General features: G+C 70.9%; 18 protein-coding genes and 2 tRNA genes. 5 read left to right on the top strand and 15 right to left on the bottom strand.

Annotated features, from left to right (window positions below):
• Positions 1 to 33: 33 nt before the first annotated feature.
• The 5 genes from trmB to AC4F3Q_RS02800 form a co-directional block, all read right to left on the bottom strand.
• The gene (gene trmB / locus AC4F3Q_RS02820) at positions 34 to 819 is read right to left on the bottom strand and encodes a tRNA (guanosine(46)-N7)-methyltransferase TrmB (protein WP_491038635.1); all 786 of its coding nucleotides are present in this window, start codon (positions 817 to 819) and stop codon (positions 34 to 36) included.
• A gap of 75 nt (positions 820 to 894) precedes the next feature.
• A complete protein-coding gene (pntB, locus tag AC4F3Q_RS02815) occupies positions 895 to 2,283 on the bottom strand; it encodes a Re/Si-specific NAD(P)(+) transhydrogenase subunit beta (RefSeq protein WP_491038634.1) in 1,389 nt (462 codons plus the stop codon).
• A 3-nt stretch (positions 2,284 to 2,286) separates the two neighbouring features.
• Complete coding sequence (locus tag AC4F3Q_RS02810; RefSeq protein WP_491038633.1) at positions 2,287 to 3,828, bottom strand: Re/Si-specific NAD(P)(+) transhydrogenase subunit alpha; 1,542 nt, start codon at positions 3,826 to 3,828, stop codon at positions 2,287 to 2,289.
• Positions 3,829 to 4,029: 201 nt separating this feature from the next.
• A tRNA-Lys gene (locus AC4F3Q_RS02805) sits at positions 4,030 to 4,102 on the bottom strand.
• A gap of 122 nt (positions 4,103 to 4,224) precedes the next feature.
• A complete protein-coding gene (locus tag AC4F3Q_RS02800) occupies positions 4,225 to 4,536 on the bottom strand; it encodes a hypothetical protein (RefSeq protein WP_491038632.1) in 312 nt (103 codons plus the stop codon).
• Between the two features lie 207 nt (positions 4,537 to 4,743).
• Between AC4F3Q_RS02800 and AC4F3Q_RS02795 the strand changes: the two genes are divergently transcribed.
• Positions 4,744 to 5,211: a peroxiredoxin gene (locus AC4F3Q_RS02795; protein ID WP_491038631.1), complete on the top strand. Its 468-nt coding sequence runs from the start codon at positions 4,744 to 4,746 to the stop codon at positions 5,209 to 5,211.
• A gap of 39 nt (positions 5,212 to 5,250) precedes the next feature.
• Positions 5,251 to 5,332 (top strand) — tRNA-Leu (locus AC4F3Q_RS02790).
• Between the two features lie 57 nt (positions 5,333 to 5,389).
• Here AC4F3Q_RS02790 and trxA read toward each other — a convergent pair.
• On the bottom strand, positions 5,390 to 5,761 hold the full coding sequence (gene trxA, locus AC4F3Q_RS02785) for a thioredoxin (RefSeq protein WP_168446015.1): 372 nt from the start codon (positions 5,759 to 5,761) through the stop codon (positions 5,390 to 5,392).
• Positions 5,762 to 5,882: 121 nt separating this feature from the next.
• On the opposite strand from trxA, the gene AC4F3Q_RS02780 reads away from it, so the two are divergent.
• Entirely contained in the window at positions 5,883 to 6,437 is a 555-nt protein-coding gene (locus AC4F3Q_RS02780) for an NUDIX hydrolase family protein (protein ID WP_491038630.1), read from the top strand.
• A 10-nt stretch (positions 6,438 to 6,447) separates the two neighbouring features.
• Here the strand turns inward: AC4F3Q_RS02780 and AC4F3Q_RS02775 are convergent, their stop codons facing one another.
• From AC4F3Q_RS02775 to AC4F3Q_RS02765, 3 genes are all read right to left on the bottom strand, one after another.
• Entirely contained in the window at positions 6,448 to 6,957 is a 510-nt protein-coding gene (locus AC4F3Q_RS02775; protein ID WP_491038629.1) for a hypothetical protein, read from the bottom strand.
• 229 nt (positions 6,958 to 7,186) lie between these two features.
• Positions 7,187 to 7,558: a hypothetical protein gene (locus tag AC4F3Q_RS02770; protein ID WP_491038628.1), complete on the bottom strand. Its 372-nt coding sequence runs from the start codon at positions 7,556 to 7,558 to the stop codon at positions 7,187 to 7,189.
• Between the two features lie 638 nt (positions 7,559 to 8,196).
• Positions 8,197 to 9,861: an ABC-F family ATP-binding cassette domain-containing protein gene (locus tag AC4F3Q_RS02765; RefSeq protein ID WP_491038627.1), complete on the bottom strand. Its 1,665-nt coding sequence runs from the start codon at positions 9,859 to 9,861 to the stop codon at positions 8,197 to 8,199.
• A 63-nt stretch (positions 9,862 to 9,924) separates the two neighbouring features.
• Here AC4F3Q_RS02765 and AC4F3Q_RS02760 point away from each other — a divergent pair, with 63 nt between their 5' ends.
• A complete protein-coding gene (locus tag AC4F3Q_RS02760; protein ID WP_491038626.1) occupies positions 9,925 to 10,377 on the top strand; it encodes a DUF3054 domain-containing protein in 453 nt (150 codons plus the stop codon).
• A gap of 4 nt (positions 10,378 to 10,381) precedes the next feature.
• Here the strand turns inward: AC4F3Q_RS02760 and rdgB are convergent, their stop codons facing one another.
• The 6 genes from rdgB to clpS all read right to left on the bottom strand — a co-directional run bounded on the left by rdgB (position 10,382) and on the right by clpS (position 14,131).
• The gene (rdgB, locus tag AC4F3Q_RS02755) at positions 10,382 to 11,032 is read right to left on the bottom strand and encodes an RdgB/HAM1 family non-canonical purine NTP pyrophosphatase (RefSeq protein ID WP_491038625.1); all 651 of its coding nucleotides are present in this window, start codon (positions 11,030 to 11,032) and stop codon (positions 10,382 to 10,384) included.
• 37 nt (positions 11,033 to 11,069) lie between these two features.
• Positions 11,070 to 11,861 carry an MBL fold metallo-hydrolase gene (locus tag AC4F3Q_RS02750; RefSeq protein WP_491038624.1) on the bottom strand — a complete coding sequence of 264 codons (792 nt, stop codon included), beginning with the start codon at positions 11,859 to 11,861 and terminating at the stop codon, positions 11,070 to 11,072.
• Positions 11,858 to 12,688 carry a glutamate racemase gene (gene murI, locus AC4F3Q_RS02745; RefSeq protein ID WP_491038623.1) on the bottom strand — a complete coding sequence of 277 codons (831 nt, stop codon included), beginning with the start codon at positions 12,686 to 12,688 and terminating at the stop codon, positions 11,858 to 11,860. Before murI ends, AC4F3Q_RS02750 begins: the two co-directional genes overlap by 4 nt.
• 178 nt (positions 12,689 to 12,866) lie before the next feature.
• Positions 12,867 to 13,019: a hypothetical protein gene (locus AC4F3Q_RS02740; protein WP_168446021.1), complete on the bottom strand. Its 153-nt coding sequence runs from the start codon at positions 13,017 to 13,019 to the stop codon at positions 12,867 to 12,869.
• 132 nt (positions 13,020 to 13,151) lie between these two features.
• On the bottom strand, positions 13,152 to 13,880 hold the full coding sequence (locus tag AC4F3Q_RS02735) for a DUF2017 family protein (RefSeq protein WP_168446022.1): 729 nt from the start codon (positions 13,878 to 13,880) through the stop codon (positions 13,152 to 13,154).
• Positions 13,850 to 14,131: an ATP-dependent Clp protease adapter ClpS gene (gene clpS, locus AC4F3Q_RS02730; protein WP_210727129.1), complete on the bottom strand. Its 282-nt coding sequence runs from the start codon at positions 14,129 to 14,131 to the stop codon at positions 13,850 to 13,852. Before clpS ends, AC4F3Q_RS02735 begins: the two co-directional genes overlap by 31 nt.
• A 64-nt stretch (positions 14,132 to 14,195) precedes the next feature.
• On the opposite strand from clpS, the gene AC4F3Q_RS02725 reads away from it, so the two are divergent.
• Positions 14,196 to 15,533 carry a nicotinate phosphoribosyltransferase gene (locus tag AC4F3Q_RS02725; RefSeq protein ID WP_168446024.1) on the top strand — a complete coding sequence of 446 codons (1,338 nt, stop codon included), beginning with the start codon at positions 14,196 to 14,198 and terminating at the stop codon, positions 15,531 to 15,533.
• The last annotated feature ends 6 nt before the right edge of the window (positions 15,534 to 15,539 follow it).

The following is a 15,539-nucleotide window of genomic DNA, read 5'->3' as shown; positions in this document are numbered from 1 at the left end:
GATCCTATCCGCCCGAGGCAGCCCTGGCCCGGGTCAGGAGCGTCGGTCGCGGCGCCGGAACGCCAGGTCGGTGGCCTCGCGGCCCGCGCGCAGGCCCTTCGCCTCGAACGAGGTCAGCACGCGCCCGTCGAAACGCGCGACGGTGCCGTCCGTCCCCGGCTCGAGCGGCTCGAAGTCGGGGCTCGCGCCGATCACCTCGATCATCTCCTCCGCGTACGGACGCCAGTCCGTCGCGAGGCGCCACACGCCCCCCGGGCGGAGCACGCGCGCCACGAGCTCCGCGAACGACGGCGTGACGAGGCGGCGCTTGTGGTGGCGCGCCTTCGGCCACGGGTCGGGGAAGAACACCCAGACCTCGTCCACGCTGCCCGCAGGGAGCGTCGTCGCGAACACCTCGGGCGCGTTCGCCTGGACGAGCCGGAGGTTGGTGACGTCCTCGCGCTCGGCGCGCAGGATCGTCTGGGCGAGGCCGGGCAGGTAGACCTCGAGGGCGAGGTGGTCGACGTCGCGGCGCGCGGCGGCAGCCGCGGCGACGCACTCCCCCATGCCCGTGCCGACCTCGACGACGAGCGGCGCCGTGCGACCGAACACGGCCGCGACGTCGAGCTCGAAGTCCGGGTCGACGGACGTGCGCGCGATCGCGCGCGGCACGTCGATGATCAGCCGCTCGCCTGAGCGCTCGAGCGCGTTGGCCTGCCCGGTCGAGAGCCGGCCGCTGCGCCGGATGAAGGAGACGGGCTCCGTGCGAAAGGTCCCGTGGGAGGCCTCGTGGCCTTCCGGGACGGACGAGATCTGGGGGTCTGCGGGGGTCGCGCTCATGATGTCCTCACCCTAGGCGACACGCCAACGGGCGGAGAACCACCCGTTGGTGGCCCTCCGCCCGTCGCGGGGCGCTCAGAGCGCCTTGACGATGTCCTCGACGCGCTCCTTGGCGTCGCCGAAGAGCATGGAGGTGTTCTCCTTGAAGAACAGCGGGTTCTGCACGCCCGCGTACCCGACGGCCATCGAGCGCTTGAAGACGACGACCTCCTTGGCCTTCCACACCTGGAGCACGGGCATGCCGGCGATCGGCGACCCCGGGTCGTCCTCGGCGGCAGGGTTGACCGTGTCGTTCGCGCCGATGACGAGCACGACGTCGGTCGACGGCAGCTTCTCGTTGACCTCCTCGAGCTCCTCGACGATGTCGTAGGGCACCTTGGCCTCGGCGAGGAGCACGTTCATGTGCCCCGGCAGGCGGCCGGCGACCGGGTGGACGCCGAACCGGACGTCGACACCCGCGGCGCGCAGCCGCGACGTCAGCTCCGCGACGGGGTACTGCGCCTTGGCGACCGCCATGCCGTAGCCGGGGGTGATGACGACGGAGGACGCCTCCTTGAGGAGCTGTGCGACGTCTGCGGCGGTCGTCTCGCGGTGCTCGCCCTCGATCGCGGCGGCCGCGGGGCCGCCCTCGGTCGCGCCGAAGCCGCCGAGGATGACCGAGACGAACGACCGGTTCATGGCCTTGCACATGATGTACGAGAGGATCGCACCGGAGGACCCGACGAGCGCGCCCGTGATGATGAGCAGGTCGTTCGAGAGCATGAAGCCCGCGGCGGCCGCGGCCCAGCCGGAGTACGAGTTGAGCATCGACACGACGACGGGCATGTCGCCGCCGCCGATCGCGACGACGAGGTGCCAGCCGACGGCGAGGGCGATGACCGTCATGATCGCGAGCGGCCAGATCGACGGCGCCGCGATGAACCAGGCCATGAGTCCGAAGGACGCGAGGACCGCGACGAGGTTGAGCATGTTGCGGCCCGGGAGCGTGAGCGGCGACGACTTGAGGCGTGCCGAGAGCTTGCCGAACGCGACGAGCGAACCCGTGAGCGTGATCGCACCGATGAACACGCCGAGGAACACCTCGACGAGGTGCACGGCGCCGCCGTGCGTGTCCGTGAGGTACGAGTTGAAGCCGACGAGCACTGCGGCGAGGCCGACGAAGCTGTGCAGGAGCGCGATCATCTCGGGCATCTGCGTCATCTCGACGCGGCGGGCCTGCCACGTGCCGATGATCGCGCCGATGCCGAGCGCGAGGGCGATGAGGCCGGCGGTGACGCCGACGTTGCGCTCGGACTCGATGAGCGCGAGGACGACGGTCGCGGCGAGGGCGAGGCCCATGCCGACCTTGCCCGCGAGGTTGCCGCCGCGGGCGGTCTCCTGCTTCGCGAGGCCCGCGAGCGAGAGGACGAACAGGATGCCGGCGACGAGGTAGACGCCGTAGACGAGCTGGGTGAGGGTGTCCATGGCTCAGGCCTCCTTGCGGAACATGGCGAGCATGCGGCTCGCGACGGAGAACCCGCCGAAGATGTTGATCGACGCGAACGTCGCCGCGACGACGGCGAGGACGGTCACGACGGTGTCCGTCGACCCGATCTGCAGGAGCGAGCCGACGAGGATGATGCCGCTGATCGCGTTGGTCTGGGCCATCAGGGGCGTGTGCAGCGAGTGCGTCACGCCGGTGACGACGTAGAACCCGACGACGACGGCGAGCGCGAACACCGTGAGGTGGGAGGCGAACGACGCGGTCGAGAAGGCGACGGCTGCGACGACGAGGAGCGCGGTGATCGCTCCGCCGACGACGACGCCGGTGCCCTTGCGAGCCTTCGGCGCGGCAGCCGGGGCCGGCTCGACGGCCGCAGGCGGGGCGGGCGGGGCAGCGGGCGCGACCGAGACTTGGACGGGGGGCGGGGGCCAGAGCAGCTCGCCCTCGCGCGTCACGGTGATGCCGCGCTGGACGACGTCGTCGAGGTCGAGGACGACCTGACCGTCCTTGCCCGGCGTGAGCAGCTTCATGAGGTTGACGATGTTCGTGCCGTAGAGCTGCGACGTGTGCTTCGGCATGCGGCCCGGCAGGTCGGTGTAGCCGATGATCGTCACGCCGTTGTCGGTGACCGTCTTCTCGCCTGGGACGGTCAGCTCGCAGTTGCCGCCGCCCGAGGCGGCGAGGTCGACGATCACGGAGCCGGGGCGCATCGCGGCGACCATCTCGGCGGTGATCGTGACGGGGGCCTTGCCACGGATGAGGGCGGTGGTCACGACGACGTCGGCGGCGGCGCTCTCGGCGGCGTACACGCGCTTCGTCGCGGCCTCCTGCTCGTCGCTCAGCGCGCTCGCGTAGCCGTCGGCGCTCTCCTGCGCCGCGGCGTCGACGCTGACGTAGGTCGCGCCCATCGACTCGATCTGCTCGGCGACGTCGGAGCGGACGTCGTACGCGCGGACGGTCGCGCCGAGGCTGCCTGCCGCGCCGAGCGCGGCGAGACCTGCGACACCCGCACCGATGACGAACACGCGTGCGGGCGGCGTCGAGCCGGCTGCGGTGACCTGGCCGCCGAACATGCCGGCATACGCCTCGGCTGCCTCGATGATGCCGCGGTAGCCGGAGACGTTGGACATGCTCGACAGGACGTCGAGGGACTGCGCGCGCGAGATGCGCGGCACGGAGTTGAGGTTGAGGGCCGTGACGCCGGCGGCGCGCATCGCCTCGACGAGCGTCGGGTCGTCGTCGGGGGCCATGCGGGCCACGATCGTCGCGTCGGCGCGCATGCGCGCGACCTCGGCGATGGTCGGGGCGTCGACCTTGACGACGACGTCGCTGCCCCACACCGCGTCGGCGTCGCCGATCGTGGCACCTGCCGCGACGTAGCCCTCGTCGGGGATCGAGGCGTCAGCGCCCGCACCCGTCTCGACGATGACGTCGTAGCCCAGCGCGACCAGCTTCTCGACCGTCTGCGGGGTGGCTGCGACGAGCCGCTGCCCCGGGTCGGACTCTCTCGGTACTCCGATGTGCACGTGGTGCTCCTGCAGTTCGGGCCCCACGGGACGCCCCGGCGGGACGCCCCGCCACAGGACGAGCTTCTGAGACAATTGATATCAGCCTGCGGGCCGCCTCGGGTGGGACCTCGGGCCCCGCATCGTCGCTGACAGCGGGCTCCGACCAGGACTGCGGTCCGGAAACGACGAACGGCACCCCGTGGGGTGCCGTTCGGTCTGTGCGCCATCAGGGACTCGAACCCCGAACCCGCTGATTAAGAGTCAGCTGCTCTGCCAATTGAGCTAATGGCGCCCGCTTGCGGACGAGCCGCTCGCGTTCTTGCTGCCGATCGCCCGGCAACGAGAAGAAACACTACACCGGATCTGCGGCGAGACGAAATCGGCGTGATCCTGCGGCTGAGCCGGGGTTCTGCGTCAGGACTCCTCGGCGAGGAGACGCTCGGAGTCCGGCCCGAAGGGGCTCACGAGGTCGGCGAGCAGCGCGAGCGGGATACGGTCCAGGACGAGCTTGGACGGGTCCATCAGGCTCAGGAGCTCCTCGTCCGAAAGGATCGGCAGGAGGCGCTCAGGCTCCTCGTCCTCGACCGCACGGACGACGACCGCGCGGTCGTCGAACTCGATCCCGTCGTGCTCGATCCACCCGTGCCCGGGCGCGACCTCACGGCGCGGATGCTGCTCCTGAGGAGCCGTGCGGGCCAGCGCACCGTTCTGTGGTTCTGCGTTCATGCTCATCTCCCCCCGGAGATGGACGACATCGACAAGACCATGGCATCACCGGTCACGCGGGAGCACAACAGGAACAAAGGTGAAGATCCGGGTGAGACCTCGCGAGAACGGTGCCAAGGCGCAGGTCACACCCGGTGCGCACCGAGAACCGAGGCAGAGCGACATAGGCTGAGGTCGATCCCGTCCGACCCCTCGCAGGAGACTCGCATGCCCCGCCTCGCCCCAGGAGACATCGCCCCCGAGCTCACGCTCCCGGCAGCGGACGGCTCGACCTTCAGCCTCTCCGACCTCCGCGGGCGCGACGTCGTCGTGTACTTCTACCCGGCCGCCGCCACCCCGGCCTGCACGCAGCAGGCGTGCGACTTCCGCGACTCCCTCGCGAGCCTCACGTCCGCCGGCTACGAGGTCGTCGGCGTCTCGCCGGACCCGGTCGAGAAGCTCGGCGCGTTCGTCGCCGACGAGGCCCTCACCTTCCCCCTCCTGTCCGACCCCGAGCGCACGACCCTCGAGGCGTGGGGTGCGTGGGGCGAGAAGAACCTCTACGGGAAGATCGTCACGGGCGTCATCCGCTCGACCGTCGTCGTCGGTGCGGACGGTCGCGTGCGCCTCGCGCAGTACAACGTCAAGGCCACGGGCCACGTCGCCAAGCTCCGGCGCGACCTCAAGATCGCCTGAGCGCCCGCGTACGATGGACCCTGGCCGCGAGGCCGACGCGCGCGAGTGGCGGAACTGGTAGACGCGCAGGATTTAGGTTCCTGTGTCTGAGGACGTGTGGGTTCGAGTCCCATCTCGCGTACAGCACGAAGCCCCGACCGGGTGACCCGGCCGGGGCTTCGTCGTCGCGGACGCCGCGTCAGGAGGCAGGAGCGTCCTGCTCGGCGATCTGCTTGCGGACGTCGTCCATGTCGAGCGCCTTCACGGCGTCGACGACCTGCGCGAGCTGCGACGCCTGGAGGGCACCCGGCTGGTTGAACACCAGGACGCCCTCGCGGAACGCCATGAGCGTCGGGATCGACGTGATGCCCGCAGCGGCCGCGAGCCCCTGCTCGGCCTCGGTGTCGATCTTGCCGTGCACGATGTCCGGGTTTGCGTCCGCCGACGCCTCGAACACCGGGCCGAACTGGCGGCACGGGCCGCACCAGGACGCCCAGAAGTCGAGCAGGACGATGTCGTTGGACTTGATGGTCTCCTCGAACGAGGCCTCGGTCAGCGCCGTGGTGGGCATGTCGTCTCCTTGTGCATCTTCTTACGCTTCCAGTGGACACAACCATCCCAGGCGGCACATATTCCCGCCGCGCCCGGTCCCCCGTTCGCCGATCCGTGTCTCGGGAGGATAGAACTGTCGGGTGACCGAGACAGCCGACTTCCCGTCCGAGAGCCCGCGCCCGTCGGGATGGCTCAGCCGCGCCGAGATCAACCGCATCCGCGCGCAGGTCCCGATCGTCTACGTCGACGCCGTCCCGGTGCGGGTCGACGAGTCCGGTGACGTCGTCGCCGTGGGTCTCCTGCTGCGCGTGACGCCGGAGGGCGTCATGACGCGCGCCCTCGTCTCCGGACGCGTGCTGTTCCACGAGCGCGTGCGCGACGCGCTGCTGCGGCACATCGAGAAGGACCTCGGACCGGTCGCGCTCCCCCAGATCCCCGCCGCGCCGCAGCCCTTCACAGTCGCCGAATACTTCCCCACGCCCGGTGTCACGCCGTACTACGACGCTCGCCAGCACGCGATCTCCATGGCCTACGTCGTCCCCGTGCACGGCGACTGCACCCCGCAGCAGGACGCGATCGACCTCGCCTGGATCACCCCCGAGGAAGCAGTCAGCGAGGCCGTCCAGGTCGAGATGCACGGCGGCAGCGGCTTCCTGCTGCGCCAGGCGATGGCGCACGTGGGTCGCGCCGTCTGACACGTCGCGGCTAGGCGAGCGGAGCCGGGGTCAGACGCGCACCCGTCACCTTCGCGTCACGAAGATCCTGAGCGATCGCCTCCGAGACGATGTAGAGCCAGGTCTCGACGGAGCTGGGAACAGTGACGACCACGCCATCCAGACGAGTCATCTCCTGTGCTGGCGAAGGATCTGCGGTGATGTTGCGACCAGCCAGAGCGTCACGCGAGTACACCTTCAACGTGGGGTTGTCCGGACCAACCCATGTCGTCGCTCCACGATGCAGGATGTCGTGATGCTCGACCAGGTGCGGGAACCAGTACGGGTCGGCACCTCCGTCAACCCTGCCGATGCAACCTGGCACCCACTGCACCGAGTCACGATCCGTGACGTGTCCCTCCACGATCTCCTTCGCCCGCGAGCTCAACAACAAGAGGCTATCGAGAAACACGACGTCGATCGGCTGGGAAAGGGGGCCCGCCCACCTCCACGAGAGCGCCGGGACCGGGTCGACCCAGCCTTCACGGGCGAGGCGACGCACATCGTCAGCATCGTGCCCATCCCGGCGCGCTCCAGGCCCAAAATCACCCGAGAGCTCCCAGAAGCTCGCTCCGCCAACCGGCTCACACTGAGCAGTCAAGTTGACTCCATTCATAGCACTCACGACGCCCCTGCAGACGGGCACGCACGATAGTTGGAACCTGGCGGCACCGGCTTCCTGCTGCGCCAGGCGATGGCGCACGTGGGTCGCGCCGTCTGACACGTCACGACTACGCGAGCGGGGCCGGGGTCAGGCGCGCGCCCGTCACCTTCGCGTCACGAAGATCCTGAGCGATCGCCTCCGAGACGATGTAGAGCCAGGTGTGGACGAAGCTGGGAACGGTGACGACGACGCCATCCAGACGAGTCATCTCCTGCGCTGGTCGGGGATCTGAGGTGATGTTGCGACCAGCCAGGGCATCACGTGAGTACACCTTCAACGTGGGGTTGTCTGGACCGACCCATGTCGTCGCTTCACGGTGCAGGATGTCGTGGTGTTCCGTGAGATGCGGGAACCAGTAGGGGTCGCCCGCTCCGTCAACACTGCCGATGCGAAACTGCAACCACTGCACTGCGTCACGGTCCGTGACGTGTCGCTCCACGATCTCCTTCGCCCGTGTGCTCAACAACAAGAGTCGTTCGAGAGCAACAACGTCAATTGGCTCGAAAACGGGACCAGCCCACCTCCACGAGAGCGCCGGGACTGGGTCGATCCACCCCTCACGGTTAAGGCCACGCATGTCGTCAGCATCGTGCCCATCCCGGTCCGCACCAGGCCCAAAATCGCCCGAGAGCTCCCAGAAGCTCGCGCCGCCTGCCGGCTCACACTGAGCAGTCAAGTTGACTCCATTCATAGCACTCACAGCACTTCCAATAGGCGGCACGCACGATGGTCGGATCACTCTGCACGACATCGACAACTAGCCGCTGGAACTCCCGGACGAACCGGGCAGATTGAAGTTCGGGAAGCGACTCCTGCATCGCAATCAGCCGCGCAGCCCGCATGTTTCGAACGACCCGGTTGTGATAGTTCCAGGGGTGCGGGCCCGCGTGCTTGATCCGATACACGTTCCAGGCTTGAGCCGCGTCAAGCACGCTGAGGCCAGACGGGTCTGCAATGCTGGACTTCCGCGGCGCCCTGCCCGGTCGGACGCTAGCAGCGGCGGTGCTCGCGGGCAAGACAAGCTCGCGATGGCTCGTTGCTCTGCAGACCGCGGCTCGGCCGGGTCGTGATGGCCATTCAGCCCAGGTGGAGTGTCGGCCAGTCCGCGAGGTCCTCGCGCATGCGCCGGTCGTGCGTCGCGACGACGACGGCCGCAGGCGTGCGGCGCAGCGCGAGCGTGAGCTCGTCGACGAGGTCGATCGACAGGTGGTTGGTCGGCTCGTCGAGCAGCAGCACGTGCGGCGCCGCGAGCAGCGCGCACGCGAGGTCGAGGCGACGCCGCTGCCCCACCGACAGGTCGACGACCGGACGGTCGAGGTCCTCCTCGGGCAGCAGTCCCAGGAACGCGACGGGCACGACCAGCTCGGGGTCGAGCGCCCCGGCCTCGAGCAGCCGTAGCGCGAGGCGCGCGCACAGGTCGAAGCCCGTCGCGCCGTCGGCCACCGACGCCGCGAGGCCCGACAGGTCGACGCCCGCCTGCACGCCCATCCCCTCCTGCCCGACGACGCCCAGCCGCGCCCCGGGCCGCACGACCCGGTCGCCGCGGTCGCTCGCCAGGGTCCCCGCAAGGACTGCGAGCAACGACGACTTGCCCGTCCCGTTGCCGCCCGTGATGAGCAGCCTGCCCGACGGCGGCACCGCGATCCGCGTCCCCGGCAGGTCCAGCCGCCCCGGCACACGCGGGCTGCGCACCGCGAGCACCTCGAGCGCTGCGGCACGCGACCAGTCCTCGGCCATCGCCGGGAGGTCCGGGAAGCGCAGCTCCGCGGGCGGCACCGGGACCTCGACCGCCTGCGCCTCGAGCCGCTCGACCAGCCGGTCAGCCGCCTTCACGTGGATCCGCGCGCGCGTGCCGCGGCGGTTCTTGTTCGAGCCCTTCGGCGGGCGCCACTCGTCCGACAACCCCTCGTACGACGCGTCGAGGCGCTGCGCGAGCACCTCGCGCCGCTTCGTCTCCGCGCGGAAGCGCTGCCGCCAGCGGTGCAGCGCCTGGTTCTTCGCGAACCGGAACGACAGGTAGCCCGGCTGCCCGTAGAGGACCGGTCGGCCGTCCATCGCCGGGTCGAGGTCGAGGATCCCGGTCGCGACGTCGTCGAGCAGCATCCGGTCGTGCGTCACGATCACGACCGCCGCCCGCGACTCGAGGAGCTGCGCCGTCAGGTACTCGATGCCCGAGTCGTCGAGATGGTTGGTCGGCTCGTCGAGCAGGAGGACGTCTGCGCGCTGCGCGAGCCGGCACGCGAGACGCACCCGGTGCCGCTCCCCGACCGACAGGTGCGCGAGCTCACGCGTGCGGTCCGTGCACGCCCCCAACCGGGAGAGCGCCTCCTCGACCCGGCGCCCGGCGTCCCACGCGGCGACGTGCTCGGCGCGCGCGAGCAGCTCGGTCAGGGCAGCGAGGTCGCCGCGCTCGTGGTCGAAGTCTCGCGTCGCGGCGTCGAGCTCCGCCGCGAGCTCGTGGACGTGCACGAGCGCCTCGTCGATCTCGTCGCCGACCGTGCGCCCGGGCTCGTGCACCATCTCCTGCGGCACGACGGCGATGCTGCCCTCGCAGCGCACCTCGCCCACCGACGGCGCGAGCTCACCAGCGAGGACGCGCAGCAGCGTCGTCTTGCCGCTGCCGTTCTCGCCCACGACGGCGAGGCGCTGCCCCGCTGAGACGTGCGCGGTGACGTGCTCGAGGACCTGGCGCCCCGGATAGCCGTAAGCGACGTCGTCGGCGACGAGGTGCACGGTGGGCATCGGTCTCCTGTCGTCGCTACGGGCGGCTGCAGCATCCCAGCCTACGGCCGCTACCGTGGGCTCATGACCGACCGCATCGAGCACGACAACCCGCACGACCTGCTCGGCACGCCGCTGCCGCCCGCCCGCACGCCTCGCAACGTGGTCGTCACGGCGGCCGTCACGGACGCCCTCGCCGTGCTCACGTTCGCCGCGATCGGTCGGGCGAGCCACGACGAGGCGCTCGGGCTGGCCGGGCTCGCGGAGACGGCATGGCCGTTTCTCGCCGCGCTGCTCGTCGGCTGGCTCGTCCTGCGCGCGCACCGCGCGCCTCGGGCGGCGTGGCCGACAGGCGCGGGCCTGTGGCTCGTCACCTGGGGCGGCGGCATGCTGCTCCGTGCTGCGACGGGCGGCGGGACGGCGACCGCGTTCGTGATCGTCGCGCTGTGCTTCCTCGGCCTGTTCCTCGTCGGCTGGCGGCTGCTCGCCCGCCTCCTGGGCAGCCGGTCGCTCCTCCCCGGACTCTCGGAGAGCTGACCGCTCAGGCGCTCGTGAGCGCCGCGGCGATGTGCGGGGCGAGCGCGCGGAACGCGCGGCCTCGGTGGGAGATCGCGTTCTTCTCGTCCGGCGTCAGCTCGGCCGTGGTCCGCTCGCTGCCCGCGGGCAGGAGTATCGGGTCGTAACCGAAGCCGCCCGTGCCGCGCCGCGCGGTGAGCAGCGTCCCCCGCAGGTACCCCTCCTCGACGTGCTCGACGCCGTCGGGCGTCACGAGCGCGGCCGCGCACACGAACTGCGCGCCCCGGTGCTCGGGTGCGATGTCCGAGAGCTGCGCGAGCAGCAGGTCGAGGTTCGCAGCGTCGTCGCCGTGCTTCCCGGCCCAGCGCGCGGAGAAGATGCCAGGCGCGCCGCCCAGGACGTCGACAGCGAGGCCCGAGTCGTCCGCGACGGCCGGCAAGCCGGTCGCCTTCGCGAGGGCATGCGCCTTGATAAGCGCGTTCGCGGCGAACGTGAGGCCGTCCTCGACGGGCTCGGTGACGCCGAAGTCCGTCGCCGAGACGACCGACGCAGGGTCGAGGCCGGAGACACCCGAACCGTCCGCGGGCACGAGGATCGCGCGGAGCTCACCGAGCTTGTGCGCGTTGTGCGACGCGAGGACGAGCCTCGCAGGGGCGGTCTGGGCAGGCACGGTCATGTCGTCTCCAGCGGTTCGCGGGTGGTGGTCTGGCGATTCAGACGGCGTACGTCTCGCCCGGACGGGCGAGCTCGGCCGGGCCAGCGTACGTGGAGCGGGCCTCGTCGAGGATCACGGCCGGATCCGTCCAGGGCTGCAGGTGCGTGAGCACGATGCGGCGGGCACCGGACGCCGTCGCAACCTCACCTGCACGCCGTCCGGTCAGGTGGATGCCGCGCGCCTCGTCGCGGTCTTCTTGGAAGGCCGCCTCGACGAGGAACAGGTCGGCGTCGCGGGCGGCGTCCATGATGTTGTCGCACACGTCCGTGTCGCCCGAGTACGTGATCGTGACGTCGCCGTCACCCGACTCGCTCGGCCCGGTGATGCGCAGCGCGTACGCCTCGACGGGATGGTCGACGGCGTACGGCTCGATCGTCAGGGGGCCGACCTGCCACGGCTGGTCCCACGTGCCGAGGTCGAAGCAGCACAACCGCTCGGCCGCACCGAGACCGAAGGCCACACCGACCCGCTCGTCGGTCGCAGCCGGGCCGCGGACCGGCATCCGGCGGCACTCGCCGCGCGCGTCCTGACCGTGCTCCGGGTGGTAGCGCAGGTACACGTACAGGCCGCACAGATCGATGTAGTGGTCAGGGTGCAGGTGCGTGATCGCGACCGCGTCGAGCGAGCTCGGCTCGACGTGCGACTGCAGCGGACCGAAGGCGCCGCTGCCGAGGTCCAGCAGCACGGTCCACGTGCGGCCGTCCGCGTCGTCGGCCGCGACGAGGTAGCTCGAGGCGGGCGACTGCGGGCCGGCCATCGACCCGGAGCAACCGACGACGGTGAGCCTCACGAGTGCCTCACCAGGTCATCGTGGTTCTCGCCCTCGACCGCGGTGACCTCGGGCCCGAGGAAGCGCCGCGCGAGCGCGTGGAACGACGTCGGGTCGCCCGTCGCGACGAACCGGTGCTGGGGCGGGCCGGCTTCGGGGCTGCGCGCGAGGTCGTGGGCGACGAGGGTGCGGTAGACGTCCTTCGCGGTCTCCTCAGCGCTCGAGACGAGCGTGACGCCCTCCCCCATGACGTAGGAGATCGGGCCGGTCAGGAGCGGGTAGTGCGTGCAGCCGAGGACGAGCGTGTCGACGCCCGCGTCGCGCACAGGCTCGAGGTAGCGCTTCGCGACCTCGATCGCCTCAGGGCCCGACGTCGTCCCCGACTCGACGAGCGACACGAAGTCAGGGCAGGCCTGCGACACGAGGCGGACGTCCTGTGCGATCGCGAACGCGTCGTCGTAGGCGCGGGAGTCGATCGTGGCGCGCGTGCCGATCACGCCGACACGGCCGGAGCGGGTCGCGGCCATCGCGCGGCGCGCGGCGGGGAGGATCACCTCGACGACGGGGACCCCGTGGCGGACGGTGTAGCGCTCGCGCGCGTCACGCAGGACGGCAGCCGAGGCGGAGTTGCAGGCGATGACGAGCATCTTGACGCCCTCGTCGACGAGGCGGTCCATGATCTCGAGAGCCATCGCGCGCACCGCAGCGATCGGCTTGGGGCCGTAGGGGCTGTTCGCAGTGTCCCCGATGTAATGGATCGACTCCTGCGGGAGCTGGTCGAGGATGGACCGCGCCACCGTCAGACCTCCCACGCCGGAGTCGAAGATGCCGATGGGCGCGTCGTTCACGGCTCCGAGCCTAGCGAACGGTCCTGACGGACGCGGTGCCTGCCGTCACGTTGAGCCGCACCTCACACCTGGGAGGCGCGTCCCGGTCGCAGATCGCGCCGGTGCAGGAAACGCCGCGGGGCGGCCCCGGCCAGATGGCCAGGACCGCCCCGCGACGAAGGGGTTGGAGCGTTGCCGCTTAAGCCCTGCTGCGTCCGCGGCCGACGAGACCCAGGATCAGGCTGACGACGAGGACGGCGACGCCGATCCAGACGAGGAGCGAGCCCACCCCGGAGAAACCGACGATCATGAGAATGACACCGACGATCAGAATCAGAAGCCAGCTAGGCATGAGAATCTCCTCTCGTTGGGCGGCCCGGGCAGGCCGCCTTTCTCCTCAACCATGCAGGGGGTCATCGCTGGCCGCACGCTGAACCAATAACACCAGGGTGGTAACACCCATCACAGTGTTTCAAGTTGCGGATCATCGACTTCTGAGGTCTGCGAGCATCAGCTCGACGAGGGAATCCTGCAGGAAGCCCGTGAGCACATAGACCGACCCGAGCAGCCGGACCCGCTCGTCGAGCCCGTGCTCCGCACGGGGCCGCCCCTCCCACGCCGCCGCCACCGCGTCGTCGAGACGCTCCGCCGACTCCTCGTCCACGATCTCGAGGCGGTCCGCGAGCACGAGGCGCAGGTCCGTGAGCGCCCCCGCGACGTCGGCAGCCTCGTCCCGGCCGACGACGACGTCACGCGCCCCGAGCCCCAGGTCGTCCTCGCTGAAGAACGCCGTCGCCGACGCCGCGCCGGTCGACTCCTCCGCACGCACGAGACGCCCGATGAGGTCGACGAGCCGCGCGACCTTGTGCCGCGCGACGTCCTGCTGGGTGAGCCGCCGGAACTCGGCAGACACCTCGGGCTCGGTCGGCGCGGCGTCCGGCAGCAGACGCGCGATCGCCGAGTCCGACGGCGCGTCCGGCACCTCGGCCGTCACGCCCGCGAGCGGCCACCCCTCCGGGACGTCCACGTCGGCGTCACCCTCGTCGACGTCGAGCCCCACGACCTCAGACTCGAGCAGCTCGATGACCTGCTCCGCGACCTGCGCCAGGACGTAGCGCTCGTCACGGGTCAGCCGCGCCACGTACCGCTCAGGGCGCACGTCGTCGACACGGAAGACCTGCATCAGCGCGGCGACCTCTCGAACGTCGCCCACAGGCCGCGCTCGTGCATCGCCTGCACGTCCCGCTCCATCTGCTCCCGGCTGCCCGTCGAGACGGCCGAGCGCCCCTCGTGGTGCACCTCGAGCATGAGCTGCTCGGCCTTGGCCTGCGTGTAGCCGAAGTACGACTCGAAGACGTACGCGACGTAGCTCATGAGGTTGACCGGGTCGTTCCACACGATCGTGACCCACGGGTCGTCGGGGCGCGCGAGCGTCGCCGTCGCGCCGCGCTCCTCGGCGTCCAGCTGTGTCCCGTCCTCACGTCCTGCCACGGTGCCAGCCTAGGACAGCGTGCAATACGGTCTGAGGATGACCGGTCACCCCACGCACAGCTCCGCGCTGCTCACGGACAAGTACGAGCTCACGATGCTCCAGGCGGCGCTCGCAGCAGGAACCGCCCACCGCAGGTGCGTGTTCGAGGTCTTCACCCGGCGGCTGCCCGCAGGCCGTCGCTACGGGGTCGTCGCGGGTACCGGCCGGTTCCTCGAGGCGCTCGAGCGCTTCCGTTTCGGCACCACCGAGATCGAGTGGCTGCTCGCCGACGGCGTCGTCGACGAGCCGACGGCGCAGTACCTCGCGGACTTCCGCTTCTCGGGGACCATCCGCGGCTACGCGGAGGGCGAGATCTACTTCCCCGGGTCGCCGCTCATGGTCGTCGACGCGCCGTTCGCCGAGGGCGTCGTGCTCGAGACGCTCGCGCTGTCGATCCTCAACCACGACTCGGCCGTCGCTGCCGCCGCCTCGCGCATGACCGCCGCCGCCGGCGACCGGCCCTGCCTCGAGATGGGCGCCCGCCGCACCCACGAGGAGGCCGCGGTCGGGGCGGCGCGCGCCGCCGTCGTCGCGGGCTTCGTCGGGACGTCGCACCTCGAGGCGGCACGCCGGTACGGGCTCGCCGCGATCGGCACGGCCGCGCACGCGTTCACGCTCCTGCACGACGACGAGGAGCAGGCCTTCGCCGCCCAGGTCGCCTCGCTCGGCACAGGCACGACGCTGCTCGTCGACACGTACGACGTCACGCAGGGCGTCGAGCGCGCGATCAAGGTCGCGGGGACGGGGCTCGGCGCGGTACGGCTCGACTCGGGCGACCTGGGCGCGCAGGCCGTCGAGGTGCGCCAGCAGCTCGACGCCCTCGGTGCGACCGGCACGCGGATCACCGTCACGAGCGACCTCGACGAGCATGCGATCGCGGCCCTCGCGTCCGCGCCGGTCGACTCGTACGGGGTGGGCACGCAGCTCGTCACCGGCTCCGGCCACCCCACCTGCTCGATGGTCTACAAGGTCGTCGCCCGCGAGGACGCGGCAGGTCGGCTCGAGCGGGTCGCGAAGGCGTCTGCGTCCAAGGCGAGCGTCGGCGGGGCGAAGAACGCCGCCCGGACGCTCGACGGACGCGGGCGCGCGACAGGCGAGATCGTCGCGGTCGGGACGCCCGAGGCGGTCGCCGCGTGGACCCCGACCGGGCGGACGCGACCGCTCCACGTCGACCTCGTGGTCGACGGCGAGATCAACACTGACCTGACCGGGGCGCAGGGCGTACGCCGGGCCGCAGAGCACCACGCGCGCGTGCGCGCCGAGCTCCCGCTCGACGCGTTGCGACTCTCGGTCGGTGACCCGGCGCTCTCGGCGAAGGTCGTCGACCTCGGCTGACCTGGG

This window comes from Flavimobilis sp. BM9 (genome assembly GCF_058313055.1).
This window is presented reverse-complemented; position numbering and strand designations above follow the sequence as displayed.

Excerpts from the sequence above, each read along its gene's own strand:
- rdgB (WP_491038625.1), bottom strand. The coding sequence starts at position 11,032 with ATGACCGTGCCTGCCCAGACCGCCCCTGCGAGGCTCGTCCTCGCGTCG.
- AC4F3Q_RS02765 (WP_491038627.1), bottom strand. The coding sequence starts at position 9,861 with ATGCCCACCGTGCACCTCGTCGCCGACGACGTCGCTTACGGCTATCCG.
- AC4F3Q_RS02725 (WP_168446024.1), top strand. The coding sequence starts at position 14,196 with ATGACCGGTCACCCCACGCACAGCTCCGCGCTGCTCACGGACAAGTAC.
- AC4F3Q_RS02740 (WP_168446021.1), bottom strand. The coding sequence starts at position 13,019 with ATGCCTAGCTGGCTTCTGATTCTGATCGTCGGTGTCATTCTCATGATC.
- AC4F3Q_RS02800 (WP_491038632.1), bottom strand. The coding sequence starts at position 4,536 with ATGAACGCAGAACCACAGAACGGTGCGCTGGCCCGCACGGCTCCTCAG.
- pntB (WP_491038634.1), bottom strand. The coding sequence starts at position 2,283 with ATGGACACCCTCACCCAGCTCGTCTACGGCGTCTACCTCGTCGCCGGC.
- trmB (WP_491038635.1), bottom strand. The coding sequence starts at position 819 with ATGAGCGCGACCCCCGCAGACCCCCAGATCTCGTCCGTCCCGGAAGGC.
- trxA (WP_168446015.1), bottom strand. The coding sequence starts at position 5,761 with ATGCCCACCACGGCGCTGACCGAGGCCTCGTTCGAGGAGACCATCAAG.
- AC4F3Q_RS02760 (WP_491038626.1), top strand. The coding sequence starts at position 9,925 with ATGACCGACCGCATCGAGCACGACAACCCGCACGACCTGCTCGGCACG.
- AC4F3Q_RS02795 (WP_491038631.1), top strand. The coding sequence starts at position 4,744 with ATGCCCCGCCTCGCCCCAGGAGACATCGCCCCCGAGCTCACGCTCCCG.